We start from the raw sequence: 21,033 nt of genomic DNA, 5'->3' as shown, positions 1-21,033 counted from the left end.
GAAGTAAGGAGGCCCGGACCCCGCGGTGGGGGATCCGGGCCTCTGCCTTTCCAGGCGTCGCGTCCGCGCTACTTCAGGTTCTGCTCGAAGTGGGCGATGACCCGCTCGTACTGGCGCTCCGTGACGAGCGGATCCGGGACCATGTGCGTGAGGCCCGACAAGGGCAGCAGCTGGTGCGGCTTCCCGGCGCGGAAGAGCGCGTCCGACAGCTTCAGCGTGTGGAAGAAGTAAACGTTGTCATCCGCGGTGCCGTGCATCAGCAGCAGCGCGCCAATGGGGCTGTCCTTCTTCGCGTACGTCAGCAGGCTGCTGACCTCGTAGGCCTGGGGGGTCTCTTCCGGCAGGCCCAGGTAGCGCTCGGTGTAGTGCGTGTCGTAGTCGCGCCAGTCCACCACCGGGGCGCCCGACACCGCGGCCTTGAAGAAGTCCGGGCGCTTCAGCGCGGCCAGCGCGGCCATGTAACCGCCGAAGCTCCAGCCGGTGATGCCCACGCGCTGCAGGTCCAGCTCCGGCACCTCCTTCGCCAGCGCCTGCACCGCTTCAATCTGATCATCCAGGGTGATGGTGGCGAAGTCGTGCTTCACCACGCGGTTCCAGTCCGCGGTGCGCAGCGGCGTGCCGCGCCCGTCCACCTTGACCACCAGGAAGCCGTGGTCCGCCATCCACTGGCTGAGCAGGTGCGCCGCCATGGACTGGTGCACCACCGTGGTGGTGGGGCCCGCGTAGACCTCCACGATGACCGGCAGCTTCGTGCCGGGCTTGAAGTCGCGCGGCTTCACCAGCGACGTCCAGAACTTCTTCGCGCCCACCTGACGCACCTCGAAGTTCGGCGTGAAGGGCGGCTCCTGCGCCACCTCCGGGAGCTCGCCCAGCTTCGTGCCGTCACCCTTCAGCACCACCGTGCGCGGCATGCTCTTGGGGCCCTGCGTGTTCAACACAACGAGCCCGCCGTGCTTGGAGACGAGCCCCGTCTCCAGGCCCGGACCGCTCCCCGTGGCCACCTTCTCCGGAGCGCCGCCGGCCCTCACGCGCCACATGTGGCTCTCCGTGGGGTTCGGGTCGCCGGTGAAGAACAGCGTCTGGTCCGCCTGCACGAAGCGCGCGAGGTTGCGGAAGCCCGCGTCCGGCTTCACCACGGAGCGCTCCAGCTCTCCGTTGGCCTTGCGCAGCTCCACCTCCGGCCCCCCGTTGCGCTCGGTGTACCAGAGGAAGCCAGAGCCATCCTCCAGCCAGAGGGGGAAGTCCTGGTTCAGCTCCACCCAGGCCGCGTCCTTCTCCGTGAGGAGCACGCGCGTCTTGCCCGTGGCCGGATCCACCGCGAGCAGCTGCTCCTCCGTCTGGAGGCGGTTCTGCACCAGCGCCGTCAGTGGCCCGCCCTTGTCCCACTTCACCGTGGCCAGGTACGGGTACTTCCGCGCGTCCCACTGCGCCCACACCGTCTTGCCACCCGTGACGGGCGTGATGCCCAGCCGCACCTTCGCGTTCGGCTTGCCGGGGCGCGGGTACGGGAAGATCTCGCCGCCCTTCTCCGGGTGCATCACGTCCACGATGGTGAGCTTCTCCACGTCGCCCGTGTCGGACTCCGTGTAGGCGATGGACTTCGCGTCCGGGCTCCACCAGTAGCCGGAGAAGCGGCTCATCTCCTCCTGCGCGACGAACTCCGCCAGCCCGTGCGTCTTCTGCGCCGTGCCGCCCTGCGTGACGCGCTTCTCCTGGTTGGCGGCCAGGTCCACCCGGTACACGTCGTGCTCGCGCACGTACGCCACCTGCTTGCCGTCCGGTGACAGCCGGGGGTCGATGACGCCAGGGCCCGTCTTCACCTCCGTGGACTTCCCCGTGGCTCGGTCCACCACGTAGAGCCGGCCCGACAGCGGCACCAGCAGGCGGGTGCCATCCTCGGACAGGTTGTAGGACGTGAAGCCCCGAGCGCTCACGCGCATGCGCTCGCGGCGGGCCTTCTCCTCGGAGGAGAGCGTCTCTTCGTTGCCCTTGAGCAGGGCCTCCGGGGTGAGCAGCTCCCGCGCCTGTCCGCTGGCCACGTCGAACGCGTAGAGCATCTGCACGTTGGACGTGGGGGACGTGCGCAGGAAGAGGACGGACTGCTCATCCGGGGTGATGCGCAGCCCGACGGGGCGGCCGCTCATGAAGCGGCGCGTCTCGGCGTACTGACGCAGGAAGGTGTCCGGCTGCTTTTGCGAAGGGGCCATGGCGGAGGGTTTGCGCTCCTGGGCAAGGACGGGTGCGCTCACTAGGAGGAGCGCGGCGGTAAGGACCTGACGCATGAGTAGCTGAATCCCCGCGCGGGGCGGGGCTCCTTTCGCGGGAAGGTGCGGGCAAGCCTACACTCCAGCCGCCGCGCGGCCCTCCCAACGTCGGACGCCACGGAGGATTCCCACTCGGAAGCGGACGACGCTCCGCGGCACCCACGCTGTCTGGACGGTGCGCCGAGGCCCGAAGCTCACGAAAGCCCCGGCCCCCCGGCCCCGGTCCACGCCCCGAGGCGCGCTGCCGCCAGGGTCTGGCCCCAGGCGGCAACGGCGGGCATGGCGTCACAGCGCCTGCTACTTCAGGTTCTGCTGGAAGTGCTCGATCACGCGCGCGTACTGACGCTCCGTGACGAGGGGATCCGCCACCATGTGCGTGAGGCCCGCCAGGGGCAGCAGTTGGTGCGGCTTGCCCGCGCGGAAGAGCGCGTCCGACAGCTTCAAGGCGTGGAAGAAGTAGACGTTGTCGTCCGCGGTGCCGTGCATCAGCAGCAGCGCGCCGATGGGGCCTTCCTTCTTCGCGTACGTCAGCAGGTCGCTGACCACGTAGGCCTGGGGGCTCTCTTCCGGCAGGCCCAGGTAACGCTCGGTGGCGTGCGTGTCGTAGTCACGCCAGTCCACCACCAGCGCCCCAGCGACCGCGGCCTTGAAGAAGTCCGGGCGCTTCATCACGGCCAGCGCGGACATGTAACCGCCGAAGCTCCAGCCGGTGATGCCCACGCGCTGCAGGTCCAGCTCCGGCACCTCCTTCGCCAGCGCCTGCACCGCTTCAATCTGATCATCCAACGTGACGGTGGCGAAGTCGTGCTTCACCGCGCGGTTCCATTCGGAGGTGCGCAGCGGCGTCCCGCGCCCGTCCACCCTGACCACGAGAAAGCCCTGATCCGCCATCCACTGGTCCAGCAGGGTCGTGGCCATGGACTGATGCACCATCGTGATGATGGGACCTCCGTAGATGCTCACGATGACGGGCAGCTTCGTGCCGGGCTTGAAGTCGCGCGGCTTCACCAGCGACGTCCAGAACCTCCTCGCGCCCACCTGACGCACCTCGAGGTTCGGCGTGAAGGGCGGCTCCTGCGCCACCTCCGGGAGCTCGCCCAGCTTCGTGCCGTCACCCTTCAGCACCACCGTGCGCGGCATGCTCTTGGGGCCCTGCGTGTTCAACACGATGAGGCCGCCGGTCTTGGAGACGACGCCACTCTCCAGGACCGGACCGGAGGCCCCCGTGGCGACCCGCTCCGGCGCGCCTCCCGCCTTCACGCGCCACAGGTGGCTCTCCGTGGGGTTCGGGTCGCCGGCGAAGAACAGCGTCTGGTCCGCCTGCACGAAGCCCACGGGGTTGCGGAAGCCCGCGCCCGGCTTCACCACGGAGCGCTCCAGCGCTCCGTTGGCCTTGCGCAGCTCCACCTCCGAGGCCCCGTTGCGCTCGGTGTACCAGAGGAAGCCGGAGCCATCCTCCAGCCACAGCGGGAAGGCCTGATGCAGGTTGATCCACGCCGCGTCCGTCTCCGTGAGGAGCACGCGCGTCTTGCCCGTGGCCGGATCCACCGCGAGCAGCTGCTCCTCCGTCTGGAGGCGGTTCTGCACCAGCGCCGTCAGCGGCCCGCCCTTGTCCCACTTCACCGTGGCCAGATACGGATACTTCCGCGCGTCCCACTGCGCCCACACCGTCTTGCCGCCCGTGACGGGCGTGATGCCCAGCCGCACCTTCGCGTTGGCATGACCCGCGCGAGGATAGGGGAAGGACTCCGCGCCCTTCTCCGGGTGCATCACGTCCACGATGGTGAGCTTCTCCACGTCACCCGTGTCCGACTCCGCATAGGCGATGGACTTCGCGTCCGGGCTCCACCAGTAGCCGGAGAAGCGGCCCATCTCCTCCTGCGCGACGAACTCCGCCAGGCCGTGCGTCTTCCGCGCAGTGCCGCCCTGCGTGACGCGCTTCTCCTGGTTGGCGGCCAGGTCCACCCGGTACACGTCGTGCTCGCGCACGTACGCCACCTGCTTGCCGTCCGGTGACAGCCGAGGGTCGATGACTCCCGGCCCCGTCTTCACCTCCTTCGACTTCCCCGTGGCTCGGTCCACCACGTAGAGCCGGCCTGACAGCGGCACCAGCAGGCGGGTGCCATCCTCGGACAGGCTGTAGGACGTGAAGCCCCGAGCGCTCACGCGCATGCGCTCGCGATGGGCCAGCTCCTCGGGGGAGAGCTTCTCCTCACCGCCCTTGAGCAGGGCCTCCGGCGTGAGCAGCTCCCGCGTCTGTCCGCTGGCCACGTCGAACGCGTAGAGCATTCGCACGTTGGACGTGGGGGAGGTGCGCAGGAAGAGGACGGACTGCTCGTCCGGGGTGACGCGCGCGCCCACCGGGCGGCCGTTCATGAAGCGCCCGGTTTCGGCGTATTGGCGCAGGAAGGTGTTCCCGGTCTGAGCCAGGGCCTGGGATGTACCCTCCTGGGCAAGCGCGGGGACCCCCAGGAGGAAGAACGCGGCGGTGAGAATGAAGCGCATTTGTGGTCGAACCCCCGCGAGGCGGGGCTCCTTTCGCGGCAAGATGGTGCACCCCCCAACGCTGCCCCCCGGAGGGGGACTTCCTTCCCCATGACTCTGAAACATGACGACGCCCTGCGACACCTGCGGCTCGCGGGAATCGTGCGGCTCGCGCTGGGCGGAGGCCGTGGCCCGACCGACGCGTACGTGTTCGACCCGCATCGGCTCGCACTGCCCGCGTGGGCTTGCGCCCTGGGCGACGCGGGCCCCCCTGCCCTGCTCGTCACCCTGGACCGGCACCTGGACATCGTGGTGCCTGAACATCCCGCGGACATGCCGGACCGCTCCGCCGGACTGCGCGCGCTGGATGAACACGCGCGGTGGCACCTGGACGTGCGCAACTACGACCACATCGTCGCGGCGATGGAGGCCAACCTCGTGGGCGACGCGCTGATCATCGCGCGCACCCGGCCCCGGGGCGCCTTCGCCGGCGACACGTACGTGGACACGCGCGGCCGGTCCCACCGGCTGGTGACGGTCACGACGGTGGACCGCGCGGCGGAGGCGTACCTGCGCCCCGGCCCCACGGACGCGGTGCGCGACGTGCTGGAGGCCTCGCCGGCCGTGCTGCTGGACGTGGACCTGGACTGCTTCACCAGCCTGAGCGACGCGGACCCCACCACCGTGCTGCCCTGGCCCAAGTCCGTCATCCGCGAGTTCCTCCTGCCGCTCGACTCGGAGCCCTTCTGGGACGCGGTGCTGGGCAAGGCCGTGGCGCTCACGCTGGCGCGCGAGCCGCACCACTGCGGCGGGTTGCTCGCGTCCGGGGAGCTGTTCCGCGACGTGGCGGACGTGCTCTTCCGCGAGCTGCTGCGCGTCGAACCGCCCTGAGCCTCAGGGCGAGTCGAGGAAGGTCGGGCGGTAGTCCGTCACCTGCCCGCTGCTGAGGGAGAAGCGGCTGCCCACGGGCGGCCGGTCGCCGTTGAGCACGTAGCCGAAGTCGATGCGGAACGGGAACACGTTGAACTGGGGGAACAGCAGCCGCAGGCCCACGCCCACGGTGCTCACCATCTCCGGCCGCCGGTTGAAGGCACTGCCCGAGTCGAAGAAGAACACCCCGCCCAGGTGCACCGTGCGCACGACGAGCGGCGCGGTGCGGTACTCCAGGTTCACCAGCAACAGCCGCTTGCCCGAGTACGCATCCACCGCCGCGCCGCGCAGGCCGTTGCTGCCGCCCAGCAGGCTCACGCGTTCGGACAGGTCGTCGATGTTCACGTCCAACAGGCCGCGCGCCACGAAGCGCCCACCGAGCACGCGCGGCGACACCTGCACCAGCTCCGCGGCCCAGCGGCGGTTGGTCCACCCTTCCCGCACCCCGGGCTGCTGGGCGCTGAACTGCCGGCGGATGGACGCCGCCGCGGACGCGGTGGTGAGCGCGTCGCCCCAGTGCACGCGGTAGCGCGCGGACAGGCCGCTCTCGGCGAAGTGCGCCGCGGACGGGAACACCGGAGGCGCGTAGCGCAGCGTGGCCACCACCGAGTGCCCCAGCTGGTAGTCCTCCGACAGCGTGTACGAGTCCACGTTGCGGAGCACGTCGTACCGGGCCTTGAAGGCGCTCAGGGACAGGTTCACGTACCCCGCGTCCTCCGCGCGCGGCAGGTAGTTGCGGCGGAACCAGTCCACCTGCGCGTCGGAGAGCTGCGAGGCCACCGGCGCGGCGTAGGCATAGTGATAGGCCCCCGCGCCCAGGCCCACGTTCCACTTGTCGCGGGTGCCGTAGGAGCGCGTATACGTGGCGCCCGCCGCCACTTCGCGCGTGTTGTAGACGTATGGCACGGGCGCGCCATCCGGGAACGGGAGCTGCCAGATGTCCGCGCCCCGGAACTGGCGCGCCGTCTCCACGTTCCACGCCACGGACGTGCTCAGGCTCCACGGCGTGGAGAGCGAATACAGCGGGCGGCTCACGATGAGGCTCCCGCGCGAGCCCTCCGCGCGGCCCGTCTCCCGGTTGATGAGCAGGGCGGCGGACTCCGACAGCGACCAGCGGCTGCCGAGCACGCGCTTGTCCGTGTAGCTCTGGCCGAGGCTGAAGGTGTCCAGGCGCATGATGAAGTCCAGCGCCACCTTCTTGCCCCGCCCCAGGAAGTTCTGCTCCGTGCCCTGCAAGCGCAGGTAGAGGAGCAGCGAGCCGACGGCGGAGAACTCGTTGTTGAGCCGCAGCGACCACAGGTCCTTGGTCACCAGCAGCAGCGCGACCTTGCCGGGCTCACGGCCCTTCACCGGCACCGCGCGCACCACGGAGAACAGCCCCAGCTTGCGCAGGTTGCGCACCGACTCCGCGACCACCGCCTCCGAGTACGGCTGCCCCGGAGCAATCAGCACCTCCTGGCGGACGACCTCGTCACGGGTGCGGACGTGGAAGATGTTGAGCAGCGAGGGGTACGGGTCCATCGGCGCGACGACCTCCTCCGCGGCGACGAGCACCTCCTCCAGCACCTTGCCCTCGGGGGCGGGCTCCACCTGGCGCTCCACCTCCCCCAGCCCCCAGGCGATGAGCGCGTCCTCGTAGTTCGCGCGCGCGTCCGCAGTGGGGAGCGCCGGAGCATCCGTGCCCTCCGGCCCCACGGGCGCGGACTCCGCGCGCGGCGGCGCGGGCACCTCCGTGTTGGACACGCCCGACGGTTCGAAGTCCGGCGCGCGCACGGGCGCGTCCGGCGGCTCGGCGTCGCTCGGCCTGCCGGCGCCTTCCTGCTCCACGGGCGGCGTCTGCCGCGCCTCCTGTCCGGACGGCGCGCCCGTCGCGGCGAGCACGGTGAACAGCAAGACGGTCAGGGGGAGCGGCACGCACGCATCCTGTCACGCGCCGCGCTTGCCGCCAGCCTCCCCTCACTCCAGCGCGGTGCGCAGATCTCCAGGCCGGGCCATGGGCAGCTTCTCCCCCTTCGCGATGGCCGCCACGATGCGGGCCAGCTGATCCACCCCGTCCGTCAGCGCCGCCGGTCCCGGCTGGAGGATGTACGTGCTCCGCACTTCATAGAGCTGGTCGTCCACCACCGCGCGCACGCCCGCCCATCCAGGCCGGGAGATGATCTTCTCGCGCTTCGCCTTGCGCCCGCACCAGCTGGCGATGACCCCCTCCGGGTCGCGCTTCGCCACCTCCGCCGGGTCGAAGATGCGGCCCTTCGCCCCCTGCGACGCGCGCGACTCCTGGCACACGTCCTGGCCCCCCACCACCTCCACCAGCTCCGAACACCAGCGGATGCCGGAGATGAGCGGCTCGTGCCACTCCTCGAAGAAGATGCGCGGCCGCTTCGGCAGCGACTCGGCCGCGTCCGAGTGACGCTCCAGGTTCTTCTCCAAGTCCACCGCCAGCGCCTCGGCCGCCTCCGCGCGCCCCACCAGCGCCCCCGTCAGCCGCACCGTCTGCAAGATCTCCGCGAGCGAGCGCTGGTTGAACAGGTACACGGGCACCCCGCGCTTGCACAGCTCCCGCCCGATGTCCGCCTGCAGGTCGGAGAAGCCCAGCACCAGGTCCGGCTTCAGCTCCAAGATCCGCTCGAAGTTCGCGTCCAGGAACGAGCTGACCCGCGGCTTCTTGCGCGCCTCCGGAGGCCGCACCGTGAACCCCGACACCCCCACGACCAGGTCCCCCGCGCCAATGCGGTAGAGCACCTCCGTCGTCTCCTCCGTCATGCACACCACCCGCCGCGGATACCGCGGCGCGGACGACAACAGCGCGGACAGCTGGGCGTTCATGCCCGGCACCCTAACGCGCCCGCGCCCCCTCCACCTGGGATGACGCGACGCACCAGCCGCGGTCGACTGTGCGGCAGCGGACGGTGATTTTCGCGATTTCCAAACCGCCCGGGGCAAGGATCAGCACGGGAAGTGCGGGAGGGCGGGCGTGAAGCGCGGGCCGGAAACTCGGCCGCGGCGCGCGGCGATGATAGCGGCACGTCTCTTGGGCGGTTTTCAAAGGCGGTGCTAGCATCCGACGCGTTCGAACCGACGTAGGCGGTCCTTCTCTTGGCCTGGGGGAACACATGATCGAAAGCGACGCCCCCCGCAAGGGCGCGCCCACCGACGTGGCGGATCCCCTGCTCGGGCGGATCCTCAACGAGCGCTTCCGCATCCTGGAGACGCTGGGTGCCGGAGGCATGGGCCGCGTCTACAAGGCCATGCAGGCCCCGCTGGACCGGCTGGTGGCCCTCAAGGTCCTCAACCCCCAGTACAGCGGCGAGGGCAAGGACCCCGGCTTCCAGAAGCGCTTCTTCCTGGAGGCCAGCGTCACCGCGAAGCTGCGCCACCCGAACACCGTCACCGTCATCGACTACGGCAAGACGGAAGACGGCATCTATTACATCGCCATGGAGTACCTGGAGGGGCTGACGCTGTCGCAGCTGCTCACCCAGGAAGGCCCGCTGCCGTGGGAGCGCGCGCTCGCCATCGCGCAGCAGGTGGCCCGCTCGCTGCGCGAGGCGCACAAGGTCGGCCTCATCCACCGCGACCTCAAGCCCGCGAACGTGATGGTCCTCAACCAGGAGACGGACCACGACGTGGTCAAGGTCCTGGACTTCGGTCTGGTGAAGTCCTTCCTGGGGGACGCCTCCATGAAGGAGGACACCACCCTCACGCAGGCGGGCGTCATCCTCGGGTCGCCGCAGTACATGGCGCCCGAGCAGGCGCGCAACATCGCCGACCCGCGCAGCGACGTGTACAGCCTGGGCGTGGTGCTCTATCAGACCCTGATGGGCCGGCCGCCCTTCCAGGCGGCGCAGAGCATCGACGTCATCGTCAAGCACATCAACGACCCGCCGCCTCCCTTCCACACCGTGTGGCCGGACCACAACGTCCCCGCGGAGGTGGAGGCGCTGGTGATGAAGTGCCTGGCCAAGCGCCCCGTGGACCGCTACGCGTCCATGGACGCGGTGCTCCAGGGCATGCGCGCCGCCGCCTCCGCGTCCGGCGTCAGCGGCGTCTTCGCCACGCGCACCGGACTCAACGCGGTGGGCTCCGGCCCGCACAGCGGCGTCCACACGGGTCCCCACGCGCTGGGCTCCGGTCCCACCACCGGCCCCAACACCATGGCGCTGGACATCTCCGTGGACGAGGCCGGCGCCGCGCCCGCGAAGAAGTCCGCCAAGGGGCTGGGCATCGCCCTGTTCGGAGGCGCGCTGCTGGTGGGCCTGGCCACGGCGGGCATCTTCGTGCTGCGCTCGCCCCAGCAGGTCCCGGTGGAGCCCCCCCGGCCCGTGACCCGCGCGCCCGTCGCGGAAGCGCCCGTGGCCCACGACCCCGTCGCCGTGGCCGAGCCCGCCCCGCCGCGCCCCGCGGCCACGCCCCGCCCCGTGCGCTTCAGCGTGGACAGCGATCCCCAGGGGGCCGAAGTCACCGTCGACGGGACGGTGCGCGGCCATACCCCCATGGTGATCAACCACACGCCGGACGGCCCGGGCCTCGCCTCCGTGGAGGTCACGTTCGCGCTGGACGGCTACCAGACCGTCAGCAAGACCTACGCGGGTGAGCCGGGCAGCACCGTCCCCGTTTCCATCAAGTTGCCGCGCATCAAGAAGCAGGGACCGAAGCCCAAGGCTCCAGGTTCCGCGTACAAGGACGATCCGTACCAGTGAATCTCCCGACAGCCTTACGACGTGGGACGCTCCTCGCGTTCTGTCTGTGCGCGACCGAGGCCCTGGCGGACGCGCGCCTCGAAGCGCGCCGCCACTTCCGCAACGGCATGAACCTCATCGACCAGAAGCAGTTCGATGAGGGCATCGCCGAGTTGGAAGAGGCCTACAACATCAAGCCGCACCCCAGCGTCCTCTACAACATCGCCCGGGCGTACCAGGACGCGGGCCGGCTCGACGAAGCGCTGGACGCCTACAAGCGCTACCTCGCCTCCAACCCGCCGGACGCCGCCAATGTGCAGGCCCAGGTGACGCGGCTGGAGGCCACGCGCCAGGCGGCGCAGGCCGAGGCCCCCGCGCCCGGCGCCCCACCCAACACGACGGGTTCGGGCTCCAGCCTGCCCATGCCCCCGCCCCCTCCCACGAGCATCCAGGCCCAGCAGCAGCTGGCCGCGCTCATGGAGCGGCTGGAGAAGGCCGTCAACCGCGCGGAGTCGCTGGCGGCCCAGCCCGCGCCGGCGCAGGCCACGCCCACCCCGGGCCCCACCCCCACCGCGAGCGGCGGCGCCGAGTCCGGCGACATCTCCGGCGACCAGGGCCTGGTGCCCTACGAGGAGCGCGTGGTGACGGCGAGCCGCCGCGCCCAGTCCTCGCTCGAGGCGCCCAACGCCACCACCGTCATCACCGCGGAGGACATCCGCCTGTCCGGCGCCACCACGCTGCCGGAGCTGCTGCGGCGCGTGCCCGGCGCGGACGTGATGGCCATGGGCGTGGGCAGCGCCAACGTCAGCCTGCGCGGCTTCAACCAGCGCCTGGCCAACAAGGTGCTGGTGCTGGTGGACGGCCGCACGGAGTACCAGGACTTCCTCGGCCTCACGCTGTGGGCGGGCCTGCCCATCGGCCTGGAGGAGATCGACCGCATCGAGGTCATCCGCGGCCCGGGCAGCGCGCTGTACGGCGCCAACGCGATGTTGGGCGTCATCAACATCATCACCCAGGCCCCCGGCACCGGCCGGCGCGCGCGCTTCGGCGCGATGGCGGGCGGTGGCAACACCGTCCAGGGCTCCTTCGTCAGCCACGGCCAGAACGGGGCGCTGCGCTATCGCGCGTCCGCCGCCTACCGCCAGGAGGACAAGTGGAGCCGTGACTACGCGAGCGGCCGCTCGGACTTCGACATCACGGGGCCCGCCCCGGACCTGGGCCAGCGGGGCGCCCGCGCCAACCTGTCCACCATCTATTCATTCGAGGAGGGGCGCGCGATCGGCCTGTCCGGCGGCGTGCACCGCTACCTCACGGAGATCTACCCGCTGGGCCTCCTGCGCAACTACTACATCGACGGCCTGGGCGCGTACGCCAAGGCCGACGTGGAGCTGGGCGCGGTGAAGCTCAAGGCGTTCTGGAACCACCTGTCCGGTGACGCGGGGCCGCAGTACGAGGCCATTGGCCAGCGCTCGCTCAACACCAGCGTCGCCTCCAACGTCTTCAACGCGGAGGCGCTGTACGCCCGCGGCTTCGAGCTGGCCGGCGAGCACCAGGTGAACATCGGCGTGGAGGGCCGCCTGAAGCGCGTGGCCTTCACCTACCTGGACGGCCTGCGCGAGGAGTACCACGCGGCGGCCTTCGTGCAGGACGAGTGGCGCATCGTGCAGCCCCTGCGCCTGGTGGTCAGCTACCGCGTGGACCGCCACCCGCTGCTCGACAAGGGCAAGCCGGGCCTCGCGCAGTCGCCGCGCCTGTCCGCCGTGTTCCAGCCCATTGAAGGGCACGCCTTCCGCGCGTCCGTGGCCACCGCCTTCCGCGAGCCCACGTTCCTGGAGAGCTACACGCGGCTGCCCGTGCCCGTGCCGGGCGTCAACGGCGTGAGCCTGCTCACCACCGGCAACCGCGAGCTGCGGCCGGAGCGCCTCAACGCGCTGGAGCTGGGCTGGCGCGGTGAGTCGCCCCGGCTGGGCCTGGACTGGGACGTGGCCCTCTACCAGAACACGGTGAAGGACCTCATCGCCCTGTCCTCCGTGCAGCCGCTGCACGCGGGGGACGCCTATGACAGCGGCACCGGCAGCTACCTGCTGGGTCGCTCGCTGTTCACCAACGAGAACGCCATCTACACCGCGCGCGGCGTCGAGGTGGGCCTCAACGTGTCCCCCATCGACGGCCTGGGCGTGAAGGCGAGCGCCGCGTACCAGAGCGTCACCTCCGACCTGCCGGAAGAGGGCCAGTGCGGCCCGTGCAGCCAGGCGCCGGGCTTCCGGCTGTTCGGCGGCGTCACCTACCGCACGCGCACGGACCTGGAGTTCGGCATCGACGCGGCCTTCACGTCCTCCACCACCTGGATTGAACGCGAGCCCGCCGCGACCGACCCGACGCGCGTGGAGCTGCAGGCCAACAACCTCCCCGCGTACACCGTCGTCAACGCCCGGGTGGGCTACCAGGTGGTGAAGGACTTCGTCTCCGTGGCGCTGCAGGGCAGCCAGCTCGGCGGCAACCACTCGGAGCACCCCTTCGGCAACCGCATCGAGCGGCGCGTGTTCGCCAACCTCACGGTGACCCCATGAAGCGCGCCCTTCCCTGTTTCGCCGTCGCGCTCGCGTCGCTGCTGGTCTCGGGCTGCGAGGGCCCGGACGTGGTGCCCACCGCGGACGGCCGCCAGAACACGCGCGCCGCGCGCATCGAGGGCAGCCTCGTCGTGCAGTCGCGCGCCCGCGGCAACGCCATCGTGTTCATCTACGACGCGACCCACCCGCCCCCGCCGCAGGGCTCCGGCCGCCCGAAGGCCTTCACCGTCGTCCCCGCGGGAGAGCTGTTCGGCGCGTCGCTGGGTGACAACTCCACGGGTCCGTTCACCGCGCCCTTCGCGCTGAGCCTCGTGCAGCCGGGCCGCTACCTGCTGCGCGGCTTCATCGACGCGGACACCTGCCGCAACGTGCCGCAGCCGTGCCACGTGCCGGACTTCAACCCCTTCTACGGCGTCACGGCCGAACCCAACGCGGGCGACGTGGGCGGTGGCAGCGTGGACCCCACCACCGGCGCCACGCGCATCCTGGAGGTCACGACGGACGCGGACGGCTGGCCCCAGCCGCTCACCGGCGTCTCCGTGTCCTTCTCCGACACCGCCACCGTGCCCTTCGACCGGCCCGCATTCCAGGTCGCGGAGCCGCGCGAGTTCGACACCGCGACCACCCCCACCAAGCTGCTCACGCTCTCGCCCCAGCCGCTCACCGGCGCGGTGGACCAGCGGCCTCCAGGCTTCTGGGTGCAGCTCACGGGCACCAGCCGCGACGGCGTGCCGGAGTTCTGGCCGCGCGTCATCGTGCGCAAGCTGGCGGAGGGCGTGACGGGCATCGTCGACGAGAACGACCTGAACCGCGACGGCGTGGTGGACGCGGAGGGCGTGGACTACGCGCGCCTCAGCGGCGGCAAGGACGGCAAGCCGGACGCGGTGGTGCTGGCGGCGGGACTGGTGCCCGGTCCCCTGCTCGACGCCCTGCTGGACGGACAAGGGGCTCCCCGCCCGCAGCCCGTCTTCGTCCCGCAGCTCCAGGTGGCCATCCGCGCGCAGGCGCTGGACGCGCGCGATCCCGCCGCGCCCGCGCCCCTGGCGGCCGTGCCCCCGGGTCGCTACAGCGTCACCCTCCTGCAGTCCACGGGTCAGACCTGGCGGGTCCCGAATGAACTGGACCCCGCGCTCGCTGGGCCCGCAGGGCTGTCCGGCGTGCAGTCCCAATCATTCGTGCTGGAGGTTCGTTGAGGCCTTCACGGCCCTCCTGAATTCGCGGCGGGGAGTTCTGGGTTGCTTTGACTTCGCAGGGCCCATCCGCGACCATGGGGAGGTGCTGCCGGAGGCTTCCGCCTCCCCGAGGTCCTGATTCCGATGAAGTCCGGCCCCCTCTCCGCCCCCGAAACCGCGCCCTCCCGTCCCACGGGGAGCACGCCTCCGGTCCGACCGGCCGGCGGGGCCGGTCCGCAGCGCGTGCTGCTGGTGGACGACAGCCGCTCCATCCGGACGCTGCTGAAAATCTACCTCATGGCCCGCAGCTTCGAGTTCCTGGAGGCCGAGTCCGCCGAGGAGGGCCTCAAGGTCGCCGAGGTGGAGCAGGTGGACCTCATCCTCACCGACTTCCACATGGACGGGATGAACGGCGCGGACTTCGCCGGGCAGATCCGCGCCAGCAGCAACGTCAGGCTGTCCAAGGTCCCCATCCTGATGATGACGGGCGACCCGAACGTGGCGGAGGTGCGCGCCCTGGGCCAGAAGGCCGGCATCAGCGCCTTCGTGCGCAAGCCCGTCAGCTGCGCCCAGCTGATGACGCTGGTGGACACCATCCTCCCGCTGCCCCGCGTCGCCAAGTAGCCCTCACGCGGGGCGCTGCTGCGCGAGCGCCGCCCGCCGCTTGCGCACGGCCTCCCCCACGCGCACGGCCAGCAGCAACGTCAGCACGGCGCCGTAGAGCACCGGCTCCGTGACGTCCTTCTTCACCCGCCACACGAAGTGCACCACGCCCAGCACCGCGGCCACGTAGGCCAGCCGGTGCAGGCGCTGCCACGCCGGGAAGCCCAGCCTGCGCACCCACTGGTTCGTGGAGGTGACGGCCAGCGGCACCAGCAGCAGCAGCGCGGTGAAGCCCACGGTGATGAAGGGCCGGGTGAGGACGTCCTCCAGCATGGCGCGCACATCCAGGCCCTGATCCAGCACGGAGTAGGTGAGGAAGTGAGCCGCCGCGTAGGTGAACGCCAGGAGGCCCAGGGTGCGGCGGATGCGCGCGGGCCACGTCCAGCCGGTGACGAGCCGCGCCGGCGTGCACGCCAGCGACGCCAGCAGCACCACCAGCGCGAAGAGGCCCGTCTGGTTGAGGGCGAACTCGATGCCGTTGGCCCCCAGCTGCCCCTGCGCCCCCTGCACCGCGAGGAGCAGCAGCGGGGAGAGGCCTCCGACGGCGACCGCGGGGTTGAGCCAGGAGAGCTTGGAAGAGGCCATCGGTCAGAAGTCCCGCTTCAGGTCCATGCCGCGATAGAGGTCGGCCACCTGCTCCGCGTAGCCGTTGAAGGGGAGCGTGGGCCGGCGGGAAGTCTCGCCGATGCGCCGCTCGGACGCCTGGCTCCAGCGCGGGTGGTCCACCGCCGGGTTGACGTTGGCGTAGAAGCCGTACTCGCGCGGGTTCGCCAGGTTCCACGTCGTGGGCGGCTGCTCGCGCGTGAGCGTGATGCGGACAATCGACTTGATGCCCTTGAAGCCATACTTCCACGGCACCACCAGCCGCAGCGGCGCGCCGTTCTGCGCGGGCAGCTGCTTGCCGTAGAGGCCGGTGGCCAGCAGCGTCAGCGGGTGCAGCGCCTCATCCAGCCGCAGCCCTTCGACGTAGGGCCAGTCCAGCACCGGGCTCTTCTGGCCGGGCATCTGCTCCGGGTCATCCAGCGTGGTGAAGGCCACGTACTTCGCGAACGACGTGGGCTGCACGCGCTCCAGCAGCTTGCCCAGGGGCAGCCCCAGCCACGGAATCACCATGGACCAGGCCTCCACGCAGCGCATCCGGTAGACGCGCTCCTCCAGCGGGAAGGCGGAGATGAGCTGATCCACGTCCACCGTCCACGGCGTGTGCACCTCGCCGTCGATGACGACGGTCCACGGCCGCGTCTTCAGCGCGTGCGCGCGGCGGGCCGGGTCGTTCTTGTCCAGGCCGAACTCGTAGAAGTTGTTGTAGGTGGTGACGTCCTCGTAGGGCGTGCGCAGCTCGTCGGTGTCGAAGACGCCCTGGGCCGGCGCCACCGGCTGCGCCACCGTGCCGGCGTCCGGCACGAAGCCATCCATGGGCCGGGTGCGCTTCATCCCCAGCAGGTACAGCCCTCCTCCCACCACCGCGGCGGTGCCCGCGAACAGCCCCGCGTTCTTGATGAACTCGCGGCGGCGCAGGTAGAGGTGCTCCGGCGTCACTTCGGAGCCGGGGGGCTCGGGAGGGAGCTTGTCGCGCATGGCTCCCTCTATAACGTCCCAGCCCCCATTCCGGTTACCGCCGGGCGTCCTTCGCCCGCCACAGCCGCCACCAGGGCGTCCCAGGGGACGCGTGGTGCTCCCAGTGGTAGCCGAAGAAGAAGCATGACAGCAGGGCCCACGGGTGGTTGCGCGACAGGCTGCGCGCGTGGTGTGGCGCCATCCGGGGCGTGTCCGGGCGCCGGTGCGGCTGGTACGTGCCGAAGTAGAAGAGCTGCACGGTGGCCAGCAGCGACGGCAGCACCCAGAAGGCCAGGATGCGCGCCTGGGGCACCCCCAGCCAGAGCAGCGCGTTGAACTTCAGCGCCATCACCATGAGCTGCGGCCACGTCGTGTAGCGCACCATGAACGTGCCGAACCATGGCCAGAAGGCCTGGGTGCGGGTGGAGAAGTCCGGGTCGTGCTCGCCGGTGGGGTCCTCATGGTGCGCGCGGTGGTTCACCCCCAGCCGCCGGTAGGACAGGCCCGCGAAGAGGAAGCAGGCCACCCGGCCCACCGCCGCGTTCACCCGGCGGTCCCGGGACACGGTGCCATGCATGGCGTCATGGCCGGTGATGAAGAGGCCGGTGGACAGCCACATCTGGAGCACGACGTGCAGCCAGGGGAGCGGTGAGGCCCACGGCAGCGCGGGCCCCGCCAGCAGCCACGCCAGGTGTCCGCCCCACGCGCCCAGCACCGCCAGCGCGAGCACGACACCCCACGGGTCGGGTGACGCGGGATGAGGGGTGGGCTCGGGCACCATGGCCTCCTGACTGGCCATGCCCCGCCCCGCGCGCACGGAAAAAGTCGCGCGGTGGGACGGGGAATGGCGGCGGACGCTACTTCGTCCCCGACGCCGGGGCGCCGAAGTCCTTCACCACCGCGTCGGCCGTGACGTAGCGCGGCTCGATGTCCACCGGCACGTTCTTCAGCCGCTCCAGCACCTTCTGCACGGAGGGCCGCACCACGCCCTGCTTCGCGAGCAGCGCCTCCGCGGCCGCGCGGTCGCCCTGGGCCTGGAGGGCCATGAGCTGGTTCGTCAGCGACGTGACGGACGCCTGGATCTTGTCCGGCACCACTTCAAAGGTGCCGTCCGCGTTCACCTTCACCGCGCCGGTGTCCAGGAAGTGGTTGAGCTGCAGCGCGATGCCCTTGCCGTGCGCCTCGTCGATGCCGAAGCGGATGGAGCGGAACGCGGACGCGAGGAACGTCGTGTACATGGTCCGCTGCAGCTCCTTGTCCAGCGTGCCCTTGTCCACCAGCCGCTGGAGCGCCCACAGGCCGGAGATGTCCGCCTTGGCCTCCTCGATGGCGCTGGAGGACGCCTGGAGCGCCTGCCGCACCGTGGTCTGCTTCCCGGCCACGGTGACGTTGTGGGGCCCCAGGCCGTGCATCAGCTCGTGCATCAGGATGTGCGTGAAGAAGGCGTCGAAGGACACGTCCTTGCGGTCCTTCGCGGGCAGCGCCACCTTCGCGATGGGCAGCAGCACGCGCTGGAACTTGGCCTCCTGCACGTTCTTGAGCATCACGCGCTTGGTGCCCTTCTCCGCCGCCACGCGCTCGTCGTTGGGCAGGTTGAAGGCCGCCGTCTGCACGCCCCGGTTGCCGTCGCCGGAGGAGTAGATGCTGTTGATGACGCGGATGGGGGCCAGCGCGCCCAGCTTCGGGTTGCGCAGCGCGGGCTCGATGGGGAGGTTGTTCTCCAGCTCCTGGAGCTCCGCGCTGAACTTCGCCAGCTTCTGGGTCTCCGCGTCGTCGCGCAGGCCGATGAACGCCTCGAACGCGGCCTTGTAGTTGAACCAGCCGTCCTCGTAGACCTCATAGGGGCCCACGGTGGGCTCCACGCTCGCGTCCAGCTCCATCCACGCGACCTCGCTCGCGTAGTAGTCGTTGGACAGGAACGCCTCCGCGCGCTTCTCCAGGAAGGCCTTGAGCGTGGGCTGCTGGGTGAGCGCCGCCGCCTCACGCAACAGCTGCGCGGCCATGGCCAGCTCGCCCTGGTACTCCACGCTGTAGGGCACGGTCACGAACTTGCCGTCCGGCGCCTTGCGCAGCGTGGTGAAGAAGCCCGTGGCCGCGTGCTGCTGCGCCTCCGGCAGGCTCTTCACCCACGCCTCCACCTCCGCCTTGGTGGCGCCCGCGGGATAGAAGTTGCCCTCGTCCGGCTTCGGCGGCACGCCGGGCAGGAACGGCTTCGCCTCGTCCAGGCGCGACCAGGGGCCCTTGTTGAGCAGGAACGCGTGCAGCCGCTCCTTGCCCAGGGGCGTCGTGTCCTTCACCAGGTCCAGCAGCAGCGCCTCGTTGCCCGCCCAGGCCTGGCGCAGGAAGAGGGGGTCCATCAACTTCGCGGCCTGGATGACCTTGGCCAGGGCGCGCTTCTCCGCGTCCGGCAGCTTCGAGACGTCCACCTTGAGGTCCACCGGGGCGAAGCGCGCGGTCATCCGCTTCAGCGTCGGGGCATCGGGCAGGCGGGCGGGCGCTTCCGCGGCGGGGGCGGTGCCCGACAGGAGCATCGCGCCGAGCAGGGGCAGGAGGGTTCGGGACTTGGGCATGCCCCTTCCCTACCCCAACCCGCCCCCGCCTCCCAGCGGAAGGGTGGGACATGGATTCCCTCTTCTCGACAAGCCGGCGGGCATGGTTATGGGGAAGGCATTGGCGCGTGTCGTCAGCGCCCGGAGGCCTTCATGTCCGCAGAGACCCACCCCCAGAGGGAAACCCACTCATTCCAGGCGGAGATCCAGCAGCTGCTGAGCCTGGTCATCAACTCGCTCTACAGCCACCAGGAGATCTTCCTGCGCGAGCTGGTGTCCAACGCGTCCGACGCGCTGGACAAGCTGCGCTTCCGCGCCATCACGGAGCCGGACCTCCTCAAGGACGAGCCCACGCTGGAGCTGCGCATCGTCCCGGACGCCGACAAGGGGACCCTCACCCTGGAGGACACCGGCATCGGCATGACGCACGACGAGCTGGTGAAGAACCTGGGCACCATCGCGCACTCCGGTTCGCGCGAGTTCCTCCAGGCGCTGGCGCAGAAGGGCCAGAAGGACATGCAGCTCATCGGCCAGTTCGGCGTGGGCTTCTACAGCGCGTACCTGGTGGCGGACCGCGTGGAGGTGGTGAGCCGCGCCGCGGGGGAGACGTCCGCGTGGAAGTGGGCGTCGGAGGCGCACGGCACGTTCACGGTGGAGCCCGCGGAGAAGGCCACGCGCGGCACGGCCATCACGCTGCACCTGAAGCCGGACCAGAAGGAGTTCCTGGACGAGTGGAAGCTGCGCCAGCTCATCACCCAGTACTCGGACTACGTGGGCCACCCCATCAAGCTCCAGGTGACCAAGCACGTGGGCAGCGGGGACACCCAGGCCACGGAAGCGGCGCTGGAGGTGGTGAACAAGGCGAGCGCCCTCTGGCAGCGTCCGAAGAGCGACATCACGGACGAGCAGTACCAGGAGTTCTACAAGCACCTGACGCACGACTTCGACCAGCCGCTGGCGTGGACGCACTTCAAGGCGGACGGCACGCAGCAGTTCACCGGCCTGCTCTTCGTGCCCAAGCACCCGCCGTTCGACTTGAACTCGCAGCAGCAGCGCGGCGTGCGGCTGTTCGTCAAGCGCGTGTTCATCATGGACCGCTGCGAGGACCTGGTGCCGCAGTGGCTGCGCTTCGTGCGCGGCGTCATCGACTCGGACGACCTGCCGCTCAACGTGTCGCGTGAGATGTTGCAGGACTCCGCGGTGGTGCGCGCCATCCGCAAGCACGTGGTGAAGAAGTCGCTGGACCTCCTGGAGAAGCTGGCCAAGGACAAGCCGGACGACTACCGCGCGTTCTGGGAGTCCTTCGGCACGGTGGTGAAGGAAGGCCTGACGCTGGAGACGGAGTACCGCGAGAAGCTGGGCGCGCTGGTGCGCTACGAGTCCTCCCGCGAGGAGGGGCTGACGTCCCTGGCGGACTACGTGGGCCGCATGAAGGAGGGCCAGGAGGCCATCTATTACGTCTACGGCGAGAGCCGGAAGGCGGTGGCGGACAGCCCGCACCTGGAGGCGCTGAAGCAGCGCGGCTACGAGGTGCTCTTCATGACGGACCCGGTGGACGAGTGGGCCGCGCAGGGCCTGCGCGACTTCCAGGGCAAGCCGCTGGTGTCCGCGCTCAACGCGGACCTGAAGCTCCAGTCCACGGACGAGGAGAAGAAGGCGAAGGAGCAGCAGTCCGAAGGGCTCAAGGGCCTGACGGAGAAGATGAAGGACGTGCTGAAGGAGGACGTGCGCGAGGTGCGCGTGTCCGACCGCCTCACGGATTCGCCGGTGTGCCTCGTGGTGTCGGAGGGCGGGACGCCGGCGTACCTGGAGCGCCTGCTCAAGGAGCGCGGCAAGGGGATGCCGCGCGTCAAGCGCATCCTGGAGGTCAATCCCAAGCACCCGGTCATCGAGCACCTGCGCGGCCTCATCGCCCGCGACCCGTCCACGCCGCAGGTGGGGGAGTGGATCGAGCTGCTCCACGACCAGGCGCTGCTCACCGAGGGCAGCCCGCTGAGCGACCCGAACCGCTTCGCCCGGCGGATGACGGCGCTGCTCACGCAGGTGGCCACGAGCGCGGGGCCCGGCGCACCGAGCGCGGCCCAGGTGCCGCCGCCCGCCGCCAGCGCTCCGGCGGAGACGTCGCCGTCCACCTGAGCCTTGGGGGCGGGGCCCCCGCCCCCTGA

At 70.5% G+C, this 21,033-nt stretch carries 14 protein-coding genes; 6 read left to right on the top strand and 8 right to left on the bottom strand.

Features of this window, described 5'->3' with window-relative positions:
* Positions 1 to 68: 68 nt before the first annotated feature.
* Positions 69 to 2,282: a S9 family peptidase gene (locus GTY96_RS33950; RefSeq protein ID WP_143905183.1), complete on the bottom strand. Its 2,214-nt coding sequence runs from the start codon at positions 2,280 to 2,282 to the stop codon at positions 69 to 71.
* Positions 2,283 to 2,561: 279 nt separating this feature from the next.
* Positions 2,562 to 4,769 (bottom strand): S9 family peptidase, encoded by a 2,208-nt coding sequence (locus GTY96_RS33945; protein ID WP_161666886.1) that lies wholly within the window; start codon positions 4,767 to 4,769, stop codon positions 2,562 to 2,564.
* Between the two features lie 90 nt (positions 4,770 to 4,859).
* Between GTY96_RS33945 and GTY96_RS33940 the strand changes: the two genes are divergently transcribed.
* Positions 4,860 to 5,639 (top strand): UPF0489 family protein, encoded by a 780-nt coding sequence (locus tag GTY96_RS33940; protein ID WP_161666885.1) that lies wholly within the window; start codon positions 4,860 to 4,862, stop codon positions 5,637 to 5,639.
* A gap of 3 nt (positions 5,640 to 5,642) precedes the next feature.
* Here GTY96_RS33940 and GTY96_RS33935 read toward each other — a convergent pair whose 3' ends face one another.
* Entirely contained in the window at positions 5,643 to 7,592 is a 1,950-nt protein-coding gene (locus GTY96_RS33935; protein ID WP_328701096.1) for a BamA/TamA family outer membrane protein, read from the bottom strand.
* Positions 7,593 to 7,634: 42 nt separating this feature from the next.
* Positions 7,635 to 8,504, bottom strand: a complete 870-nt coding sequence (locus GTY96_RS33930) for a cobalamin-binding protein (protein WP_161666884.1) — start codon at positions 8,502 to 8,504, stop codon at positions 7,635 to 7,637.
* A 287-nt stretch (positions 8,505 to 8,791) separates the two neighbouring features.
* Between GTY96_RS33930 and GTY96_RS33925 the strand changes: the two genes are divergently transcribed.
* The 4 genes from GTY96_RS33925 (at position 8,792) to GTY96_RS33910 (ending at position 14,723) form a co-directional block, all read left to right on the top strand.
* Positions 8,792 to 10,378 carry a serine/threonine-protein kinase gene (locus tag GTY96_RS33925; protein WP_161666883.1) on the top strand — a complete coding sequence of 529 codons (1,587 nt, stop codon included), beginning with the start codon at positions 8,792 to 8,794 and terminating at the stop codon, positions 10,376 to 10,378.
* The gene (locus GTY96_RS33920; protein WP_161666882.1) at positions 10,375 to 12,927 is read left to right on the top strand and encodes a TonB-dependent receptor plug domain-containing protein; all 2,553 of its coding nucleotides are present in this window, start codon (positions 10,375 to 10,377) and stop codon (positions 12,925 to 12,927) included. Before GTY96_RS33925 ends, GTY96_RS33920 begins: the two co-directional genes overlap by 4 nt.
* Positions 12,924 to 14,120 carry a YgdI/YgdR family lipoprotein gene (locus GTY96_RS33915; protein WP_143905189.1) on the top strand — a complete coding sequence of 399 codons (1,197 nt, stop codon included), beginning with the start codon at positions 12,924 to 12,926 and terminating at the stop codon, positions 14,118 to 14,120. Before GTY96_RS33920 ends, GTY96_RS33915 begins: the two co-directional genes overlap by 4 nt.
* A gap of 123 nt (positions 14,121 to 14,243) precedes the next feature.
* Positions 14,244 to 14,723 (top strand): response regulator, encoded by a 480-nt coding sequence (locus tag GTY96_RS33910; RefSeq protein WP_143905190.1) that lies wholly within the window; start codon positions 14,244 to 14,246, stop codon positions 14,721 to 14,723.
* Between the two features lie 3 nt (positions 14,724 to 14,726).
* On the opposite strand, the gene GTY96_RS33905 is transcribed toward GTY96_RS33910, so the two are convergent.
* From GTY96_RS33905 to GTY96_RS33890, 4 genes are all read right to left on the bottom strand, one after another.
* Positions 14,727 to 15,347, bottom strand: a complete 621-nt coding sequence (locus GTY96_RS33905; RefSeq protein WP_143905191.1) for a protein-methionine-sulfoxide reductase heme-binding subunit MsrQ — start codon at positions 15,345 to 15,347, stop codon at positions 14,727 to 14,729.
* A gap of 3 nt (positions 15,348 to 15,350) precedes the next feature.
* On the bottom strand, positions 15,351 to 16,340 hold the full coding sequence (gene msrP, locus GTY96_RS33900) for a protein-methionine-sulfoxide reductase catalytic subunit MsrP (protein WP_143905192.1): 990 nt from the start codon (positions 16,338 to 16,340) through the stop codon (positions 15,351 to 15,353).
* Positions 16,341 to 16,374: 34 nt separating this feature from the next.
* Complete coding sequence (locus tag GTY96_RS33895) at positions 16,375 to 17,100, bottom strand: fatty acid desaturase (protein WP_161666881.1); 726 nt, start codon at positions 17,098 to 17,100, stop codon at positions 16,375 to 16,377.
* A gap of 76 nt (positions 17,101 to 17,176) precedes the next feature.
* Positions 17,177 to 18,889, bottom strand: a complete 1,713-nt coding sequence (locus GTY96_RS33890) for a dipeptidyl-peptidase 3 family protein (RefSeq protein ID WP_161666880.1) — start codon at positions 18,887 to 18,889, stop codon at positions 17,177 to 17,179.
* Between the two features lie 132 nt (positions 18,890 to 19,021).
* Here GTY96_RS33890 and htpG point away from each other — a divergent pair, with 132 nt between their 5' ends.
* Positions 19,022 to 21,004 carry a molecular chaperone HtpG gene (gene htpG, locus GTY96_RS33885; protein ID WP_161666879.1) on the top strand — a complete coding sequence of 661 codons (1,983 nt, stop codon included), beginning with the start codon at positions 19,022 to 19,024 and terminating at the stop codon, positions 21,002 to 21,004.
* The last annotated feature ends 29 nt before the right edge of the window (positions 21,005 to 21,033 follow it).

The organism is Corallococcus silvisoli (assembly GCF_009909145.1).
Taxonomy (GTDB): domain Bacteria; phylum Myxococcota; class Myxococcia; order Myxococcales; family Myxococcaceae; genus Corallococcus; species Corallococcus silvisoli.
This window is presented reverse-complemented; position numbering and strand designations above follow the sequence as displayed.

Coding starts and splice junctions, on each gene's coding strand:
- GTY96_RS33950 (WP_143905183.1), bottom strand. CDS start 2,282: ATGCGTCAGGTCCTTACCGCCGCGCTCCTCCTAGTGAGCGCACCCGTC.
- GTY96_RS33930 (WP_161666884.1), bottom strand. CDS start 8,504: ATGAACGCCCAGCTGTCCGCGCTGTTGTCGTCCGCGCCGCGGTATCCG.
- msrP (WP_143905192.1), bottom strand. CDS start 16,340: ATGCGCGACAAGCTCCCTCCCGAGCCCCCCGGCTCCGAAGTGACGCCG.
- GTY96_RS33890 (WP_161666880.1), bottom strand. CDS start 18,889: ATGCCCAAGTCCCGAACCCTCCTGCCCCTGCTCGGCGCGATGCTCCTG.
- htpG (WP_161666879.1), top strand. CDS start 19,022: ATGTCCGCAGAGACCCACCCCCAGAGGGAAACCCACTCATTCCAGGCG.
- GTY96_RS33905 (WP_143905191.1), bottom strand. CDS start 15,347: ATGGCCTCTTCCAAGCTCTCCTGGCTCAACCCCGCGGTCGCCGTCGGA.
- GTY96_RS33915 (WP_143905189.1), top strand. CDS start 12,924: ATGAAGCGCGCCCTTCCCTGTTTCGCCGTCGCGCTCGCGTCGCTGCTG.
- GTY96_RS33945 (WP_161666886.1), bottom strand. CDS start 4,769: ATGCGCTTCATTCTCACCGCCGCGTTCTTCCTCCTGGGGGTCCCCGCG.
- GTY96_RS33940 (WP_161666885.1), top strand. CDS start 4,860: ATGACTCTGAAACATGACGACGCCCTGCGACACCTGCGGCTCGCGGGA.
- GTY96_RS33925 (WP_161666883.1), top strand. CDS start 8,792: ATGATCGAAAGCGACGCCCCCCGCAAGGGCGCGCCCACCGACGTGGCG.
- GTY96_RS33895 (WP_161666881.1), bottom strand. CDS start 17,100: ATGGTGCCCGAGCCCACCCCTCATCCCGCGTCACCCGACCCGTGGGGT.
- GTY96_RS33910 (WP_143905190.1), top strand. CDS start 14,244: ATGAAGTCCGGCCCCCTCTCCGCCCCCGAAACCGCGCCCTCCCGTCCC.